13 protein-coding genes are annotated in these 14,763 nt (G+C 68.0%); 5 read left to right on the top strand and 8 right to left on the bottom strand.

Going from position 1 to position 14,763, the window contains the following annotated elements; translation table 11 throughout:
- Nucleotides 1-2 precede the first annotated feature (2 nt).
- On the bottom strand, nucleotides 3-1,427 hold the full coding sequence (locus LGR64_RS06390) for an amino acid permease (RefSeq protein ID WP_065348041.1): 1,425 nt from the start codon (nucleotides 1,425-1,427) through the stop codon (nucleotides 3-5).
- Between the two features lie 320 nt (nucleotides 1,428-1,747).
- Here LGR64_RS06390 and LGR64_RS06385 point away from each other — a divergent pair, with 320 nt between their 5' ends.
- Complete coding sequence (locus tag LGR64_RS06385) at nucleotides 1,748-2,395, top strand: TetR/AcrR family transcriptional regulator (protein WP_016449233.1); 648 nt, start codon at nucleotides 1,748-1,750, stop codon at nucleotides 2,393-2,395.
- On the opposite strand, the gene LGR64_RS06380 is transcribed toward LGR64_RS06385, so the two are convergent.
- The 4 genes from LGR64_RS06380 to LGR64_RS06365 all read right to left on the bottom strand — a co-directional run bounded on the left by LGR64_RS06380 (nucleotide 2,368) and on the right by LGR64_RS06365 (nucleotide 7,638).
- Nucleotides 2,368-3,279 (bottom strand): LysR family transcriptional regulator, encoded by a 912-nt coding sequence (locus LGR64_RS06380; protein ID WP_141834731.1) that lies wholly within the window; start codon nucleotides 3,277-3,279, stop codon nucleotides 2,368-2,370. The two genes, LGR64_RS06385 and LGR64_RS06380, sit on opposite strands and share 28 nt — an antisense overlap.
- 83 nt (nucleotides 3,280-3,362) lie before the next feature.
- The gene (locus LGR64_RS06375) at nucleotides 3,363-4,454 is read right to left on the bottom strand and encodes an ABC transporter ATP-binding protein (protein ID WP_141834729.1); all 1,092 of its coding nucleotides are present in this window, start codon (nucleotides 4,452-4,454) and stop codon (nucleotides 3,363-3,365) included.
- 6 nt (nucleotides 4,455-4,460) lie between these two features.
- Nucleotides 4,461-6,200: an ABC transporter permease gene (locus tag LGR64_RS06370; RefSeq protein ID WP_141834726.1), complete on the bottom strand. Its 1,740-nt coding sequence runs from the start codon at nucleotides 6,198-6,200 to the stop codon at nucleotides 4,461-4,463.
- Nucleotides 6,201-6,309: 109 nt separating this feature from the next.
- Nucleotides 6,310-7,638 carry an ABC transporter substrate-binding protein gene (locus LGR64_RS06365; RefSeq protein ID WP_141834723.1) on the bottom strand — a complete coding sequence of 443 codons (1,329 nt, stop codon included), beginning with the start codon at nucleotides 7,636-7,638 and terminating at the stop codon, nucleotides 6,310-6,312.
- Nucleotides 7,639-7,839: 201 nt separating this feature from the next.
- Here LGR64_RS06365 and LGR64_RS06360 point away from each other — a divergent pair, with 201 nt between their 5' ends.
- From LGR64_RS06360 to LGR64_RS06350, 3 genes are all read left to right on the top strand, one after another.
- Nucleotides 7,840-8,154 (top strand): type II toxin-antitoxin system HigB family toxin, encoded by a 315-nt coding sequence (locus LGR64_RS06360; RefSeq protein WP_013801561.1) that lies wholly within the window; start codon nucleotides 7,840-7,842, stop codon nucleotides 8,152-8,154.
- Between the two features lie 5 nt (nucleotides 8,155-8,159).
- Complete coding sequence (locus tag LGR64_RS06355) at nucleotides 8,160-8,552, top strand: helix-turn-helix domain-containing protein (protein ID WP_172642952.1); 393 nt, start codon at nucleotides 8,160-8,162, stop codon at nucleotides 8,550-8,552.
- 103 nt (nucleotides 8,553-8,655) lie between these two features.
- Nucleotides 8,656-9,633 (top strand): alpha/beta fold hydrolase, encoded by a 978-nt coding sequence (locus LGR64_RS06350; protein ID WP_141834720.1) that lies wholly within the window; start codon nucleotides 8,656-8,658, stop codon nucleotides 9,631-9,633.
- Nucleotides 9,634-9,668: 35 nt separating this feature from the next.
- Here the strand turns inward: LGR64_RS06350 and LGR64_RS06345 are convergent, their stop codons facing one another.
- Complete coding sequence (locus LGR64_RS06345; protein ID WP_141834717.1) at nucleotides 9,669-12,203, bottom strand: penicillin acylase family protein; 2,535 nt, start codon at nucleotides 12,201-12,203, stop codon at nucleotides 9,669-9,671.
- Between the two features lie 185 nt (nucleotides 12,204-12,388).
- Here LGR64_RS06345 and LGR64_RS06340 point away from each other — a divergent pair, with 185 nt between their 5' ends.
- Nucleotides 12,389-12,769, top strand: a complete 381-nt coding sequence (locus LGR64_RS06340; protein WP_141834714.1) for a hypothetical protein — start codon at nucleotides 12,389-12,391, stop codon at nucleotides 12,767-12,769.
- A 170-nt stretch (nucleotides 12,770-12,939) separates the two neighbouring features.
- Here the strand turns inward: LGR64_RS06340 and LGR64_RS06335 are convergent, their stop codons facing one another.
- Both LGR64_RS06335 and LGR64_RS06330 read right to left on the bottom strand, forming a co-directional pair.
- Nucleotides 12,940-13,689, bottom strand: a complete 750-nt coding sequence (locus tag LGR64_RS06335) for a sterol desaturase family protein (RefSeq protein WP_230355090.1) — start codon at nucleotides 13,687-13,689, stop codon at nucleotides 12,940-12,942.
- A 19-nt stretch (nucleotides 13,690-13,708) separates the two neighbouring features.
- Nucleotides 13,709-14,701 carry an LD-carboxypeptidase gene (locus LGR64_RS06330; protein ID WP_230355089.1) on the bottom strand — a complete coding sequence of 331 codons (993 nt, stop codon included), beginning with the start codon at nucleotides 14,699-14,701 and terminating at the stop codon, nucleotides 13,709-13,711.
- Nucleotides 14,702-14,763: the final 62 nt, after the last annotated feature.

The following is a 14,763-nucleotide window of genomic DNA, read 5'->3' as shown; positions in this document are numbered from 1 at the left end:
TTTCAACGGGGGATGTGCGCGGGTTCCAGTACGGATTCCAGCACAGGCGTGGGACGTTGGCGGAACACGAGGCGATAGGCCCCGTAGACCACCAGGACCCAGATCGGAATGGCCAGCGCGGAGGACCGCACCGACGGTGTCAGCAGCATCACGCCCACCACCAGGGCCATGGCGGCTAGGCAGATGGCGTTGGTCAGCGGCGCGGCCGGTGCGGGAAAGCCCAGCACGGTCTTGCGCGCCACATGCGCCCGGCGAAAGCGCCAGTGCGCCACGATGATGATGGTCCAGGTAATCACCAGGGCCGCCACGATCAGCGACATCAGCAACTCGAGCACACCGGCCGGCGCCACATAGTTCAGCACGATGGCCAGCGCCGTGAAGATGGCCGGATAGACGATGGCCCGCACCGGCACGCCGCGGCGGTTGACCTGCATCAGCGAGCGCGGCGCATTGCCTTCGCTGGCCATGCCGTACAGCAGGCGGCTGTTGCTGTAGACCATGCTGTTGTAGACCGACAGCGTGGCCGTGAGGATCACGAAGTTCAGCAGGTGGGCGGCCGTGTTCTCGCCCAGGCCCGAGAACACCAGCACGAAGGGGCTGCTGCTGTAGGTGTCGCCGCCGGCCTTGAGCTGGCCCAGCAGGTCGGTCCAGGGCATCAGCGACATCAGCACGGCCATGGAGCCGATGTAGAACACCAGCACGCGGTAGATGAGCTGGTTCACGGCCTTGGGGATGACGGTGCGCGGCTGGTCGGTCTCGGCCGCCGCGAAGCCCAGCATCTCCACGCCGCCGAAGGCGAACATGATGAAGGCGAAGGCCATCACCAAGCCGGACAGGCCGTTGGGAAAGAAGCCGCCGTGCGTCCACAGGTTGCGCACGGTCTGCTCGGGCCGGTCGGCGTTGGCCAGCAGATACACGCCCGCAGCGATCATGGCCAGCACGGCCGCGATCTTGATCAGCGCGAACCAGAACTCGAACTCGCCATAGGCCTTGACGTTGATGAAGTTCACGCCGTTGATCAGCACGAAGAACACCGCCGCCGTCACCCAGGTGGGTATGCCGGGCCACCAGAACTGGATGAACTTGCCTGCGGCCGTCAGCTCCAGCATGCCCACGAGCACATACAGCGCCACACAGTTCCAGCCCGCCAGAAAGCCCGCGAAGCGGCCCAGGTAGCGGTTGGCGAAATAGCTGAACGAGCCCGCGTTGGGCTCCTCCACCAGCATCTCGCCCAGGAAACGCATGATGAAAAAGATGATCAGCCCGCCAATGGCGTAGCCGAGCAGCACGGACGGCCCGGCCAGCTCGATGATGCCGGCCGAGCCCAGGAACAGGCCCGTGCCGATGGTGCCGCCCAGCGCGATGAGCTGGATATGGCGGTTCTTGAGCCTGCGCTCCAGATGGCCCTGCGAAGAAGAACTGTGCATCAAGGGGGTGCTCCGGCTCTCAGCAAGGCGCGCGGCGGCGCAGGGGTTGGAACACTTCGGTGGTCTTCACGGCAATGTCTCCTCGTGGGGTGCCTGTTGGAATGCGGGGCCTTGTGCGCCCCTTGTTGATGGGTATCAACTATAAAAAACAATAAATTATTATTTCTTGTAATTTATCCCTATGGACAAGCCCAAAAAGAAGGAGTAGCGAAGGCGATCGACACATTGCCGCCCGCCATGCCGCACTCCGGCAACGGTTGAACGCCCGCAACAAACAAAAACAATCTACTATTATTTTTTTGCCCTCTGGAGCCCAGAACATGACGACGTCCGCCACGCAGCGGCGCGCACGCACGCCGCAGACCGAGCGTGTGGAGACAACGCAACGCAAGATCATCGACTCCGCCCTGGCGCTGCTGCGCGAGGGTGGCTTCAAGAGCGCCACGCTGCAGGCCATCGCGCGCGGCGCCGATGTGTCGCTGGGCGCGCTGCAGCACCACTTCGAGAGCCGTGATGCGCTGATGGAGCGGCTGGTCATCGAGGTCATGGAGCCGCTGAGCGACCAGGGCACAGTCTGGCCCGACAAGGCCCTGCCCCTGCGCGAGCGTGCCGAGGCCTTCGTCACCCTGGCCTGGGACAACATCTTCGGCGCGGCCAACTACCAGGCGGCCTGGAGCATGTTCTTCGGCTGCAAGGCCTCCCCCTCGCTGTTCGACCGCGTGGACGCGCGCCGCGTACATGTGGACAGCGTGTTCTACACCCGCTTCCTGGACGTCTTCCCCGAGATCGCGGCCCACCATCCCCGCCCCCAGGGCTTTGCGGCCATGGCCTTCGCCATCCTGCGCGGCACCGGCGTGCTGGAGCTGTTCGAGGTGGGCGAGCAGGAACGCCAGGGCAGCCTCGATGCGCTGGTCGAGGCCATCGTCCAGGCAGGCACCCCTCAGGCCGGCGGCGGCGCCGCCGCCTGAACCTCGGTCAGCCCCCAGACCCTGCGCAGTTGCGACAGCGTGGCCACCAGGGCCGGGTCGTGCTCGGCCTCGCGCGGGTGGATGAAGCCCAGCTGCGCCGCCACGCGCGCATGCGGCCAGATGGCCACGCAGCCATGCTCGGCCGCGGCCAGGGCGCGGTCCTCGCGCAGCAGCGCCAGGCCCAGGCCGGCGCGCACCAGGCTCTCGGGCGCGGCGGCGGCATCGCTTTCCACGATCTGATTGGGGCTCAGCCCCTGGCGGGCGAACAGCGCCAGCAGCAGGGCCTGCTCATGATGCTGCGCGGGCGCACCGATCCAGGGCAGTTGCGCCAGGTCCTTCCAGCCCGATTGCAGGACGCGCTCGCGCAGCGCGGGCGGCGCCGCCACGCGGTAGTGCAGTGTCTGCAGCACCAGCGCGCCCAGGTCGCGCGGCATGTGGGCGCCGATGTAGAACGCGCCCTGCAGGCCGCCGGCCGCGACCTGCGCGCGCAACTCCTCGGCCCAGCCCTGGCGTGTCTTGATGTCCAGCAGCGGCAGCGCCTCCACCAGGCCATGCAGCAGCGAGCCCAGGCGCAGCGCCTCGGGGTCGGCCACCGTGCCCAGCAGCAGCTGGCCGGTGATCTCGCCCTGCAGTTCGCGGGCCTGGCCCTGCAGGCGTCCTGCCGCATCCAGCACCTGCCGGGCGGGCTCCATCAGGGCCTCGCCAGCCCGCGTGAGGCTGATGCGGCCCGGGCGCCGGTCGAACAGCGCCACGCCCAACTCTTCCTCCAGCGCCTTGATCTGGGCCGTGATGGCGGGCTGCGTCAGGTGCAGGGCCTCGGCCGTGCGCGTGACGCTGCCCAGCGTGGCCGCCGTGACGTAGGCGCGCAGCTGATACATCTCCATGGGCGGCCAGCCTAGCGCAGGCGCCAGGGCCTGCGGCCCGGGCAGGCCCGGGTTTCAGGGAACATCCCTAGCCGTCTCATCGTTCACTCATCGAGGTAGCGCAGCTGCGTGGGCTCGATGCCCAGGCGCACCGGCATGCCCATGGGGAACATGGCAATGCCCGCGTAGTGCGCCTGGTCGGCGACCACGGCCACCTCGCCCACGCGCACGCGGTAGCGCGAGAACTCGCCCAGGAATTCGGCGCTCTCGATCTGCCCTTCCACCCACACACGCGAGGCATCGCCCGCGTCGTCGCGCACCGCAATCTGCACCTGGTGCGGCCGGAAGGCCAGCGCTGCGCGCCCCGGCACGGGCGGCTGGGCCGGGCGCGGCAGGGTCAGCGTGCCCAGGCCCGGCACCTTGAAGGCCAGCGACTCGCCTATCGTCGGCAGCACCTCGCCCTCCAGCACATTGGCCGTGCCGACAAAGCCCGCCACGAAGCGGTTGGCCGGATAGTCGTACAGCCCCGCCGCCGAGCCCACCTGCTGCAGCACGCCCTTGTCGAGCACGGCCATGCGGTCGGCCGTGGTCATGGCCTCTTCCTGATCGTGGGTGACGAAGATGGTGGTCAGGCCCAGCTTGCGCTGCAGGCTGCGCAGTTCCTCGCGCATCTGCACGCGCAGCTGCTTGTCGAGGTTGGACAGCGGCTCGTCCAGCAGCAGCAGCTTGGGTGCGATGACCACGGTGCGCGCCAGCGCCACGCGCTGCTGCTGCCCGCCCGACAGCTGGCCCGGGCGGCGCTGCGCGTACTGCGACAGGCCCACCAGCTCCAGCACCTCGCCCACCTTGCGGCGGATGGTGTCGCGGCTTTCGCGGCGCTCGACCAGGCCGAAGGCCACGTTGTCGTACACCGTCATGTGCGGCCACAGCGCATAGTTCTGGAACACCATGCCGATGTTGCGCGCATGCGGCGGCACGCCCGTAATGTCCTGCCCGCCCACCAGCAGCTCGCCGCGCTGGTGCCGGTTGAAACCCGCGATCAGCCGCAGCAGCGTGGACTTGCCCGAGCCCGAAGGCCCCAGCAGCGCGAAGAACTCGCCGGGCTCAATCTTGAGGTTGACGTCGCGCAGCACTTCGTTGCTGCCGTAGCTCAGGCTGATGTGCCTGCATTCGAGGGAGACAGGGTCCAGGTGCATGGCGGTTCACTCCGAAGTCGATTGCACGGTGGCGCGCGAGCGCTCCACGAAGCGGTGCGAGAAATACGTGCCCAGGCCGACCACGACCACGGCCAGCACGCCCAATGCCGCACCGGGTCCGCGCCCCGAAATGCTTTGCATGTACAGGTAGATGCCGTAGCTCATGGGTGCCTGGCTCTGGGCCGAGGCCAGCATGATGGTGGCCGACAGCTCCACGGCCGCCGTGATGAAGCTGGTGACGAAGCCGGCCAGGATGCCGCCGGCCATCAGCGGCACCATCACGCGCCGTATCACGCTGGTGCGGCCCGCGCCCAGGCTTTGCGCGGCCTCCTCCAGCGAGATGTGCACCTGCTGCAGCGCCGCCATGCACGAGCGCAGCGCATACGGCAGCCGCCGCACCGCATAGGCCAGCATGATCAGCACCCAGGTCGTGACGATGGGCGTATCGGTGAAGGGCAGGTTCACGCCCTTGAACAGCCGCAGGTAGCCGATGGCCAGCACCAGCCCCGGAATCGCCAGCGCCACCGAGGCCAGGTAGTCCAGCCACTGCCGGGCAGGCAGCTGGGTGCGCAGGATCAGGTAGGCGATGGCCGTTCCGATCACCACGTCGATGCCCGCCGCCATCAGGCAGTACAGCAGCGTGTTGCCGATCATGTAGCCCGAGTCGGTGAACACCGTGGCGTAGTGCTCCAGCGTGTAGCTGTCGGGCAGCACCGAGAAGCTCCAGACCTTGGAGAACGACATCAGCAAGATGCCGATGTGCGGCGCCAGCACCACCAGCAGCACCAGGGCGATCCAACCATAGGCCAGCAGCGCCTCCCAGGCCGACAGCCGGCGCTTTTGCAGCGCGCTGCCGCCCTTTTGCAGCGTGGCGTAGTCCTTGCCCTTCATCACCCGCGCGGCCAGCCACAGGGCGACGATGGAGAACGCGATCATGATCACGCTGATCACATAGCCCAGCGGATCATCGAGCCCCACCGAGGTGATGCGCAGATAGGCCTGGGGCGCCAGCATATTGGTCACGCCCATCACCAGCGGCGTGCCCAGGTCGTCGAACACTTTCACGAACACCAGGGCCGCGCCCGCCAGGTAGCCGGGCATGGCCAACGGAAAGATCACGCGCCGGAACAGCCGGAAACCGCGCGAGCCCAGGTTCAGCGCCGACTCCTCCATGGCCCCGTCGATATTGCGCATGGCCGCCACGAGGTTGAGCAAGATGAACGGGAAGTAGTGGATGCTCTCCACGAAGATCACGCCCGTCAGCCCCTCCATGATGGGCACGGTGAAGCCGAACCAGTCGTCCAGCAGCAGGTTGACCGAGCCGCTGCGCCCGAAGATCAGCTGCAGCGCCACCGCCCCCACGAAGGGCGGCATGATCAGCGGCAGCACGCCCAGCGTCTGTATCAGCAGCGCGCCCCGGAACTCGAAGCGCACCGTCAGGTAGGCCAGCGGCACGGCGATCAGGCTGGCGAAGAACACGCTGGCCAGGGACACGCCCAGGCTGTTGAAGAACGACTCGCGGAAGACGGTCTGGCCGAAGAAATTGCCGAAGTGCCCCAGCGTGAGCCCGCCGCCTTCATTGACGAAGGCGGTGTAGACCACCATGCCCACGGGCACGATGAGAAAGGCCAGCAAAAATGCCAGGATCAGCGCGAAGGCCAGCCACGGCCCCCAGCCCGACGGAATGCGCCGTGCGCGCGCAGCAAGGGGGGCGGCGCCGGGCGCCGCCATGGAATCGATGCTCATGCGAATGCTCCGCAGCGAAAGAGACTGTCAAGGGGAGTGCATGCAGGCGCCTGGTGCCGGGCCCCTGCGCCACCTACCACGCCACCTACCACGCCACCTACCGCGCCACCTACCGGGCCAGGCCGCGCGCCTCGGCGGCCAGCTTGCCTGCGCGCTCGTAGTTGGCACGCGCCTTGTCGGCCCACATCTGCTCCAGGCCCGTCAGCTCCTTGGACACGGCCACATCGCGCCGGCTCTTGCGGAACAGCTCCAGGAACTGCTCGTCCTTCACATTGGCTTCGCCCACCAGCGGCGAGTAGGCGATGTCGCGCGCCTGCGCCAGCAGCTCCTGGCCCCTGGCATTGGGCTTGGCCTGCAGGGCCTTGTGCGCCTCCTGGATGGCGCGCGTGGCCACCTGCAGCTCCTTGAGGCGGAAGGTCACCATCTGGTCGAACAGGCTGATCACCACGGCATAGCGCGACTCGGACAGGTTGGCGTCGAACTGCACCTTGGCGCGCTGCGCCACCTCCTGCGGCACGGGGTAGCCGGCCGGCGCCTTGAGCTGGCTGTAGGGCAGGATGGGCAGGCGGCTGATCTTGGGGTCGAACAGCAGCTGCTGGCCCGGCACCGACATGGTGAAGGCCATGAACTTGCGCGCCTCATCGGCATTCTTGGAGCCCGCGATCAGCGCGATATTGGCCGGCACCACGGCCGTCATCGCCGGATAGGCGAAATCCACCGGGAAGCCCGAATACTTGCCCGCCAGCCCGAAGAAATCGATCACGATGCCTATGCCGTACTGGCCGTTGTTCACGCCATCGGGCACGGCAAAGCTGCGGTCGGTCACGGCGGCGGCATTGCCCATCATGGACAGCAGCTGGCGCCAGCCCTTGTCCCAGCCCTCGCCCTGCAGGATGGTTTCCACCGTCAGCTGCGTGGTGCCCGAGCGCGAGGGCGAGGAGATGGCGATGTGGCCGAAGTACTCGGGCCGCGTCAGATCGCTCCACTCCTTGGGCGCCGCCAGCTTGTGCGCCTTCAGGTAGCGCGTGTTCCACATGATTCCGTAGCCGGCCAGCGCCTGACCGTAGTACAGGCCCTGCGGGTCGTTGAGCGGGTAGTTGCCGATCTTGGCGGGCGCGGCCGGATTGCGCGTCTCGGGCGCGGCGGTCAGCAGCTTGTTGCGCGCCAGCACCTCGAAGGCATCAGGGGCGCTGGCCCACATGATGTCGGGCCGCTGGCCCTCGGGCAGCTCGCGCACATAGGCCACGGCGGCCGTGGTGTTCTTGTTCAGGATCTCGATCTTGATCCCCGGATTAGCCGCCTCGAAGGCCTTCTGGTAGGCCGTGGTCAGCTCCTTGGGAAACGAGGTCAGCACCGTCACCGTGCCGGCCTGGGCCGCCATGGCGGCGCCCCACAATCCTGCGGCCATGGCGGCCGTCAGCCATCTGCGTTGCTGCATTGCTGTCTCCTTCGGGTTGTTGTGCGGTCAATCTGCAACCCACTGTAGGCAGCGCCGGCCCTGCCGGCCAATCATTGTTTCTGATGCCGTGCATCAGCGGCGGCGGCGCTCGGGTTAACCCGGCGCGAAAGCACAAGCACGGCAAAGAGCACAAAGACCATGCCGGCAGCCTCAGTCCCAATTTGGGACTAACATCCACCCATGCACATCGTGGCCCGTTCCACCCTCGTCAATTTCTACAGCAGGCCGGAGCATGCGGATGCCAAAGGGCCGCTTGAGGCGTGGTTCGACATGGCCACCCGCGCGCAGTGGACCTGCCCTCAGGACGTGAAGGACCAGATCGGCAATGCCAGCATCGTGGGCAACAACCGGGTCGTGTTCAACGTCAAAGGCAACGACTACCGCCTGATTGCCGCCATCGCCTACAGGCAGCAGTGGCTGTACATCAAGTTCATAGGCACGCACGCGCAGTACGACAAGGTGGATGCCGCCACAGTGGACCAGAGCCTGCAATGAAAGGAATGACCATGGAAATTCGCCCCATCCGGACCGAGCAGGATTACAGGACAGCACTGACCGAGATCTCGCAACTGATCGACAAGGACCCGGCCTCGGGAACGCCCGACGGCGACAGGCTGGACATTCTCGGAACACTGGTTGAGGCCTACGAGGCAAGGCATTACCCCATCGCTCCCCCCGACCCTATCGATGCGCTGCGCCTGCTCATGGAGTCCCGGGGCATGACGGTCAAGGACCTGGTGCCCTACATCGGGCAGACCAACCGCATCTACGAAATACTCAATCGCAGCCGCCCCCTGACGCTGAACATGCTCTACAGGCTTCATGACCTGGGCATACCGGCCGAGAGCCTGCTGTCCCGCCCGCGCACCGCCGCCTCGGAAAGCCACGGCTGATGCCCACCCCGGCCGGGAGCCGTGCTGGCGCACCGGGAAATCCCCAGCCACCGCTGTCCCGCCCCTGACTGCTGCACAGCAGCAAACCGGAATAATCGGCGGGATGCTGCAAGCCCCCTCTTCCCTCCCCGCCACGGCCGCTGAAGAAGCGCCCATCTACGCTCCCACACGCCCCTGGCGCTCGCGCATGGTGCCGGTGCGCACCATGGAGTACCACGTGCGCGAGTGGGGGCCCGTGGATGGAGATCCCGCGCTGGCGCCGCTAGTGCTGGTGCACGGCTGGATGGATGTGGCGGCCTCCTACCAGTTCGTGGTCGATGCCTTTGGCGAGGCCTTCATGGCGGGGCGCCGCATCATTGCGCCGGACTGGCGCGGCTTCGGCCTGAGCCGGCCGGTCTGGCCTGCCGACCGGCATGACTTTGCCGACTACCTGGGTGACCTGGACCATTTGCTGGACACCCTGGTGGGCGATACGCCCGTGGACCTGGTGGGCCACAGCATGGGCGGCAACGTGTCCATGATGTATGCGGGCGCGCGGCCTGCGCGCATACGCCGGCTGGCCAATCTGGAGGGCTTCGGCATGCCGGCCACCCGGCCCGACCAGGCGCCTGCGCGCTACGCGCAGTGGATGGACGAGCTGCGCCAGTTGCGCAGCGGCGGCATGGAGCTCAAGAGCTATGACAGCGTGCAGGACGTGGCGCGCAGGCTGATGAAAACCAACCGCCGCCTGCCCGGGGACAAGGCGCTGTGGCTGGCCCACCACTGGGCGGCGCCCAATGCGCAGGGCCGCTGGGAAATCCTGGGCGACACGGCGCACAAGCTCATCAGCGCCCAGCTGTTCCGCGTGGAAGAAATCCTGGCCCTGTACCGGGCCATCACGGCGCCGGTACTGGCCGTCGAGGCCAGCGACGACAGCCTGGGCATGTGGTGGAAGGACCGCTACACGCTGGCCGAGTACCACGAGCGCATCGGGCAGATTGCCGACTGCCGCACGGCCGTGGTCCAGGACGCCGGCCATATGCTGCACCACGACCAGCCGGCGGCCGTGGCCGGGCTGATCGAGCAATTCCTCAGCACCTGAGTTCTGCGCGCGCCGCTGCTGCAGCCTATTGCAACCTACTGGGGCCGCAGCATCATCGAATGGCGCCAGCGCGCGGGCGCCATCTGCAGCGGCCGGTAGCGGCCGTCGGCCCATTCGGCAGACATGTCCGCATAGCGGCTGGACAGGGCCACGCCGCTTTGGCCGGTCTGGTAGATGAACAGCGAGCGCTCGGGCTCGGCCAGGTCGTAGATGGCGCGCAGCGATGCCGCATGGCGGTTGGCGAACGGCGCCCTGGCATCGCCGGGCAGGTACTGGCCCACGTTGACGGTGTAGCTGTCGCCGCCCGAAGGCACGCTGACATTGAAGATGCCTGCCAGCAGCCCCACGCTGCCCAGCGGCCGGTGGCTGCTCAGGGCCGCATGCGCCGTGCCCCAGCGCCAGCGGCCCAGGTCGCTGCCCTGCATGGACTGCAGGCGCACCAGCGCCCGGTCCAGCGCCTGGCTGACCTGGGCACTGCAGCCTGCAGCAGCGCACCACCAGCCGTCGCGGCGTTCCAGCATGCCTTCGATGCCTGCGCGGTAGTCGCGCTTGCCATAGGTGGCCGCAAAGGTCTGTGCGCCAATGCGCGGGATCACCAGGCCGCGCGTGAGTTCGTCCACCCAGGCGGCAAAGATCAGGGGCGCGGCCTGCGCGGCATCCATGCGGCCGTCGAACTGCGCCATCACCCGGCGCGCCTGCGGGGCCAGCGGATGTGTGGCCGGCGCTTCGTCCAGGGCCTTGAGCATTTGCGGCAGCAGGGCGCGGGCGGCCAGCGAGGTCTGGTCGTTCTGGATGGAGGCCATGCTGACCATGTCGTGCCTGTCCTTCGCCTCGATGAGCTCGGAGATGCGGCGGTGCCGGTAGGGCAGGCTCCAGTCCTGGGTGAGGAAGTGGGCATAGCCCTCGCGCGTGATGCGCTGGTTGGCGGTGGCCAGATAGCCCTGCGCCGTTCCATCGTCCTGCGGAGCCTGGTCGTAGGGCAGCCAGCCCTGCCAGTCGTAGCGTGCCTCCCAGCCCGGCGCAGGCGCCACGCCGCGCAGGTCGTTGTCGGCCGCGCGCAGCGGCACCCGGCCTGCGGCCTTGAAGCCGATGGCGCCATGCACATCGGCCGCGACGATGCTCTGCATGGGCGAGTGGTAGTCGGCAAAGGCCTCGAACAGCTGGGCCACGCTGCGCGCCTCGTTGGCGCGCAGGCCCGCCTGCACGGTGAGGTTGTCGGTGTCCAGCGCCGCCCAGCGCAGGGCCACGGCGTAGCGGCGCTTGTCGAGCACGGCCTCGTACTGGGGCTGCACATCGCTGATCACGGGGCCGTGGCGCGTGCTGCGCAGCGTGAGCTGCACATCGGCCCGGCCCTTGACCCTGATGCGCTCGCTGCGCTCGGTGAAAGGCGCCCAGCCGTCCGGCGTGCGGTAACGGCCCGGGTTGCCTGGATCGATCTGCTCCAGGTACAGATCCTGCACATCGGGATTGGTGTTGGTGAAGCCCCAGGCCACCTCGCGCGTGCGCCCCAGCACCACGAAGGGCAGGCCCGGCAGGGTGGCCCCCACCACGTCGATGGGCGACAGCGGTGTGCCGTCCTGCGCCTGGCCGGCGGGCGACTGCAGGCGCGCGTAGTACCAGATGGCGGGCGCGCTCAGGCCCAGATGGGGATCGTTGGCCAGCAGCGGCTTGCCGCTGGCCGTGCGGCTGCCCGACAGCACCCAGTTGTTGCTGCCCTTGCCGTCGTTGGTGCCCGCATCGCGCACCATGTCGCGGGACCAGCGGGCCCAGGCATCGCTCGCCTCGCTGGCGGCAGCCACCTTGGGCGCAGACGCAGCCTGTGCCTCCTGGCGGTACACGCCCAGGCCCCGGTAGAGGGCCGCCAGGTCGGTGGAGGTGGCCGGCGCCTCGCCCGGATAAGGCGGCATCAGCTGCCACAGCTGCTGTGTGTCCAGTTGCGAGAGCGCGGCCAGCCGCGCGAATTCGTTGCCCCAGTTGCCGCCCAGGTCCAGCGCCATCATCAGCGCCCAGCCCACGCTGTCCTCGGGCGCCCAGGCCGAGTTGTCGCCACCACCCGGCGACGTGTCCAGCAGCATGAACTCGGGCACCTGCGGGTGCTGGCGCATGGGCAGCGCCGCGTAGAAGGCCGCAATGCCTTCGCTGTAGGCCTGCAGCGCCTCGCGCGCGTTGGCGGGCAGGGATGCGTACTGGCGCCGCGCCGCGCCGCGTATGTCCAGCGCGCGCATGAGCTTGTCGGTGTCCAGCGTGGCCGGGCCGAGGATCTCGGACAGCGTGCCATGCATCAGGCGGCGGTTGAACTCCAGCTGCCAGCCGCGCTCCTGCGCATGCACATGGCCCAGCGCGCGCCACAGGTCCTGCGGCGAGAAGGCGCTGATATGGGTGACGTCGGCATCATCGCGCCGCACGCGCACGGGCTGCTCCAGCCCGGCCAGCGTGAGCTGTCCGTCAAGCACCGGCTGCACGCGCACGGCATAGATGGCCAGCGCGCTGCCGGCCAGCAGGGCCGAGCCGACCACCGCCACGGCGCCCACACCCCACCACCGCGAGTTCATGATTCGCATGATTCCCATTCTTTTCCCCACCCTCTGCTTTTTTCGTATCGTAGTGTTGCAGTTTGTAGCATATGCGCGCGCGACATGCTCACATTGCTCACGACAGAAAGCCGCGCCTGCAGGGCGCAGGCTTCAGGCGACAATCACTGCCGGCCCTGCGCACATGGATGCAGGGCAACCGACAGAAACAGGAAGTACGTGGAATGTGGCCTTTCAGCCTCTTGAAGAAGCTCACCCAGGACCCGCCCGTGGGCCAGCCCCGTGGTGACTACATCGGCTGCTACCTGCTGGGCACCGAGGCGCCGGGCCAGGCCGGCGTCAGCTATGTCTCGCTGGCCACCACGCGCGAGCAGCTGGAGGCCGACGCCCGCGCCTACCTTGAAGGCTTCGTGCGCGATCATCCCGAAGCGGCCGACACCGACCTGTCCGCCATCCACTCCCTGCTGGAGAACCTGCCCCAGCGCCTGGACGCCCACCTGGCCGGCGACACGCGCGCGCCGCTGGCCGAGCAAGGCGGCACCGTGCTCTTCCTGCGCACCGGCATGCGCGCACGCCGCAAGGAAAACGGCCGCTACCTCGAATAGCAGTCAGCCCCCCGCCACCGGACAGAGCATCAAAAACTGGCGCAATCCAACATCAGGGACGCCGAGCAAGAGCCGCCTCGCGGTGGGGGCGCCTAGCCGAGGGCGTCGTCCCCCTCCCTTGCGAAGCAAGTAGAGAGGCGCCGTGCCACGGGGGGAAGGCGCGCAGCGCCTCAGGGGGAGCCCTTTTTATGCACGTCTTGCCAGCGCAGCATGTCGGTCACGCGCTCGGCCTTGTCGGCATCAAAGCCCAGGCGCTCCACCCGCTCGGCCGGATTGGCCCAGGTGCCGAACAGCAGGTCCCAGACGGGCAGGCCGTAGTTCTGCGCATGGTGGCCATACTGGTGGTGCACGGTGTGCATCTCGGGCCGCTGGACGATGTATCCCAGCCAGCGCGGCGTGCGGATGTCGGCATGCAGGAACAGATCGAACGCCCCCGTGAGGCCGATGGCGAAGGCGGCCGCCAGCGGGCTGGCCCCCAGCACCCAGTAGCTGGACAGCGCGCTCAGCAGCACGGCGGCCGCCGTGTCCATGGGGTGGGCGAAAAACGCCGTGAGCGCCTCCACGCGCGGCGCGCTGTGGTGCAGCTGGTGAAACAGGCGCCACAGCGTGTCCGAGCGGTGCGTGGCGCGGTGCCACCAGTAAAAGACAAAGCTGGTCAGCACAAAGCTAAGCGCGCCCACGGCCCAGGCCGGCCATTGCCGGCCCACGTCCAGCAACGCATGGCGGCGGATGCCGTCCGAGAACAGATGGCCTACCGCCAAGGTGGTGGCCAGCGTGCCCAGGCCCAGCAGCGTGGACAGGATCAGCCAGCGCCGGTCGCAATGATTGCGCGAGGCCGGCGCGATCACCTCGCGCGTGAAGATGCCGACGAACATCAGCGCCAGCAGCGGGTAGGCCGCGAACTCCCACATCTGCAGCATGCCGTCCGCTCCTTGCCGCTCAGTGCACGTGGCCCCAGTAGATCAGCGCATCGCGCCCTTCGACCGACAGCGACACGGGCGCGCCCACGGGCAGCATCACCTTGGTCGGCACATGGCCGTAGGGCAGGCCCTGCAGCACGGGGCACTTGACCTGGCTGCGCAGCCAGTCGATCACGGTCTGCAGCTTGAAGCCCTTGTCATGCGAGCTGAGCTTGAACTCGCTGAACTGGCCGAACACGATGGCCTTTTGCTGGGCCAGCACGCCGGCATGCAGCAGCTGGGTCAGCATGCGTTCCACGCGGTAGGGATGCTCGCCCACGTCTTCCAGGAACAGGATGCCGCCCTTGATCTGCGGGAAGTACGGCGTGCCCAGCAGGGAGACCAGCACGGCCAGGTTGCCGCCCCACAGCGTGGCGCCGCCGCTGATGTAGAAATCCTTGACGGCAGGCTTGCCGTCTTCGCGCAGGCCGATCTTCGGCATCTGCCAGCCCGCGCCCTCGCCCTGGCCGCTGAGCAGGTCGTTGAAGCAGTCCAGCATGATGTCGTCCACGCCGCCCTCATCGTCGGGGCGGCCGAAGTCGTGCACCAGCAGCGGGCCAGCCCAGGTGGTGGCGCCGGTCTTGGCCAGCAGAGCCAGCGACAGCGCCGTGAAGTCGCTCAGGCCCACGAAGCGCGTGCCGCCTGCGATGGCCTTGGCCACGGCCTTGTACTTGATGCCCGGCAGGATGCGCGTGAGGCCGTAGCCGCCGCGCGTGGGCAGCGCCAGGTCGGCACCGCTGGCCGCTGCGCGCTCGATGGCCGCCAGGCGCGTGGCGTCGTCGCCTGCAAAGCGCTGGTGGCTGCTCAACGCGTCGGCATCGATCTCCACCTGATGGCCCATGGCCTCCAGGCGGCGCACGCCGCGCTTGAAGCCGGCCTTGTCGCGCACGGCACCGGCAGGCGAGTAGATATAGATGTGGCGCGGACCCTGGTCATGCGCATGGCCGCAGTAGCTGCCGTCGGCGGCATGCACATGGCCGTGATCGTGATCGTGCTCGTGGCTGTGGGCAGCGCCATGGTCATGTGCCGCAGCAT

Origin of the sequence: Delftia sp. Lp-1, assembly GCF_020523835.1 — a bacterium.
Classification (GTDB): Bacteria; Pseudomonadota; Gammaproteobacteria; order Burkholderiales; family Burkholderiaceae_C; genus Comamonas; species Comamonas acidovorans.
Note: the sequence above shows the minus strand (reverse complement) of the source record. Positions and strands in the feature narration are given on the sequence as shown.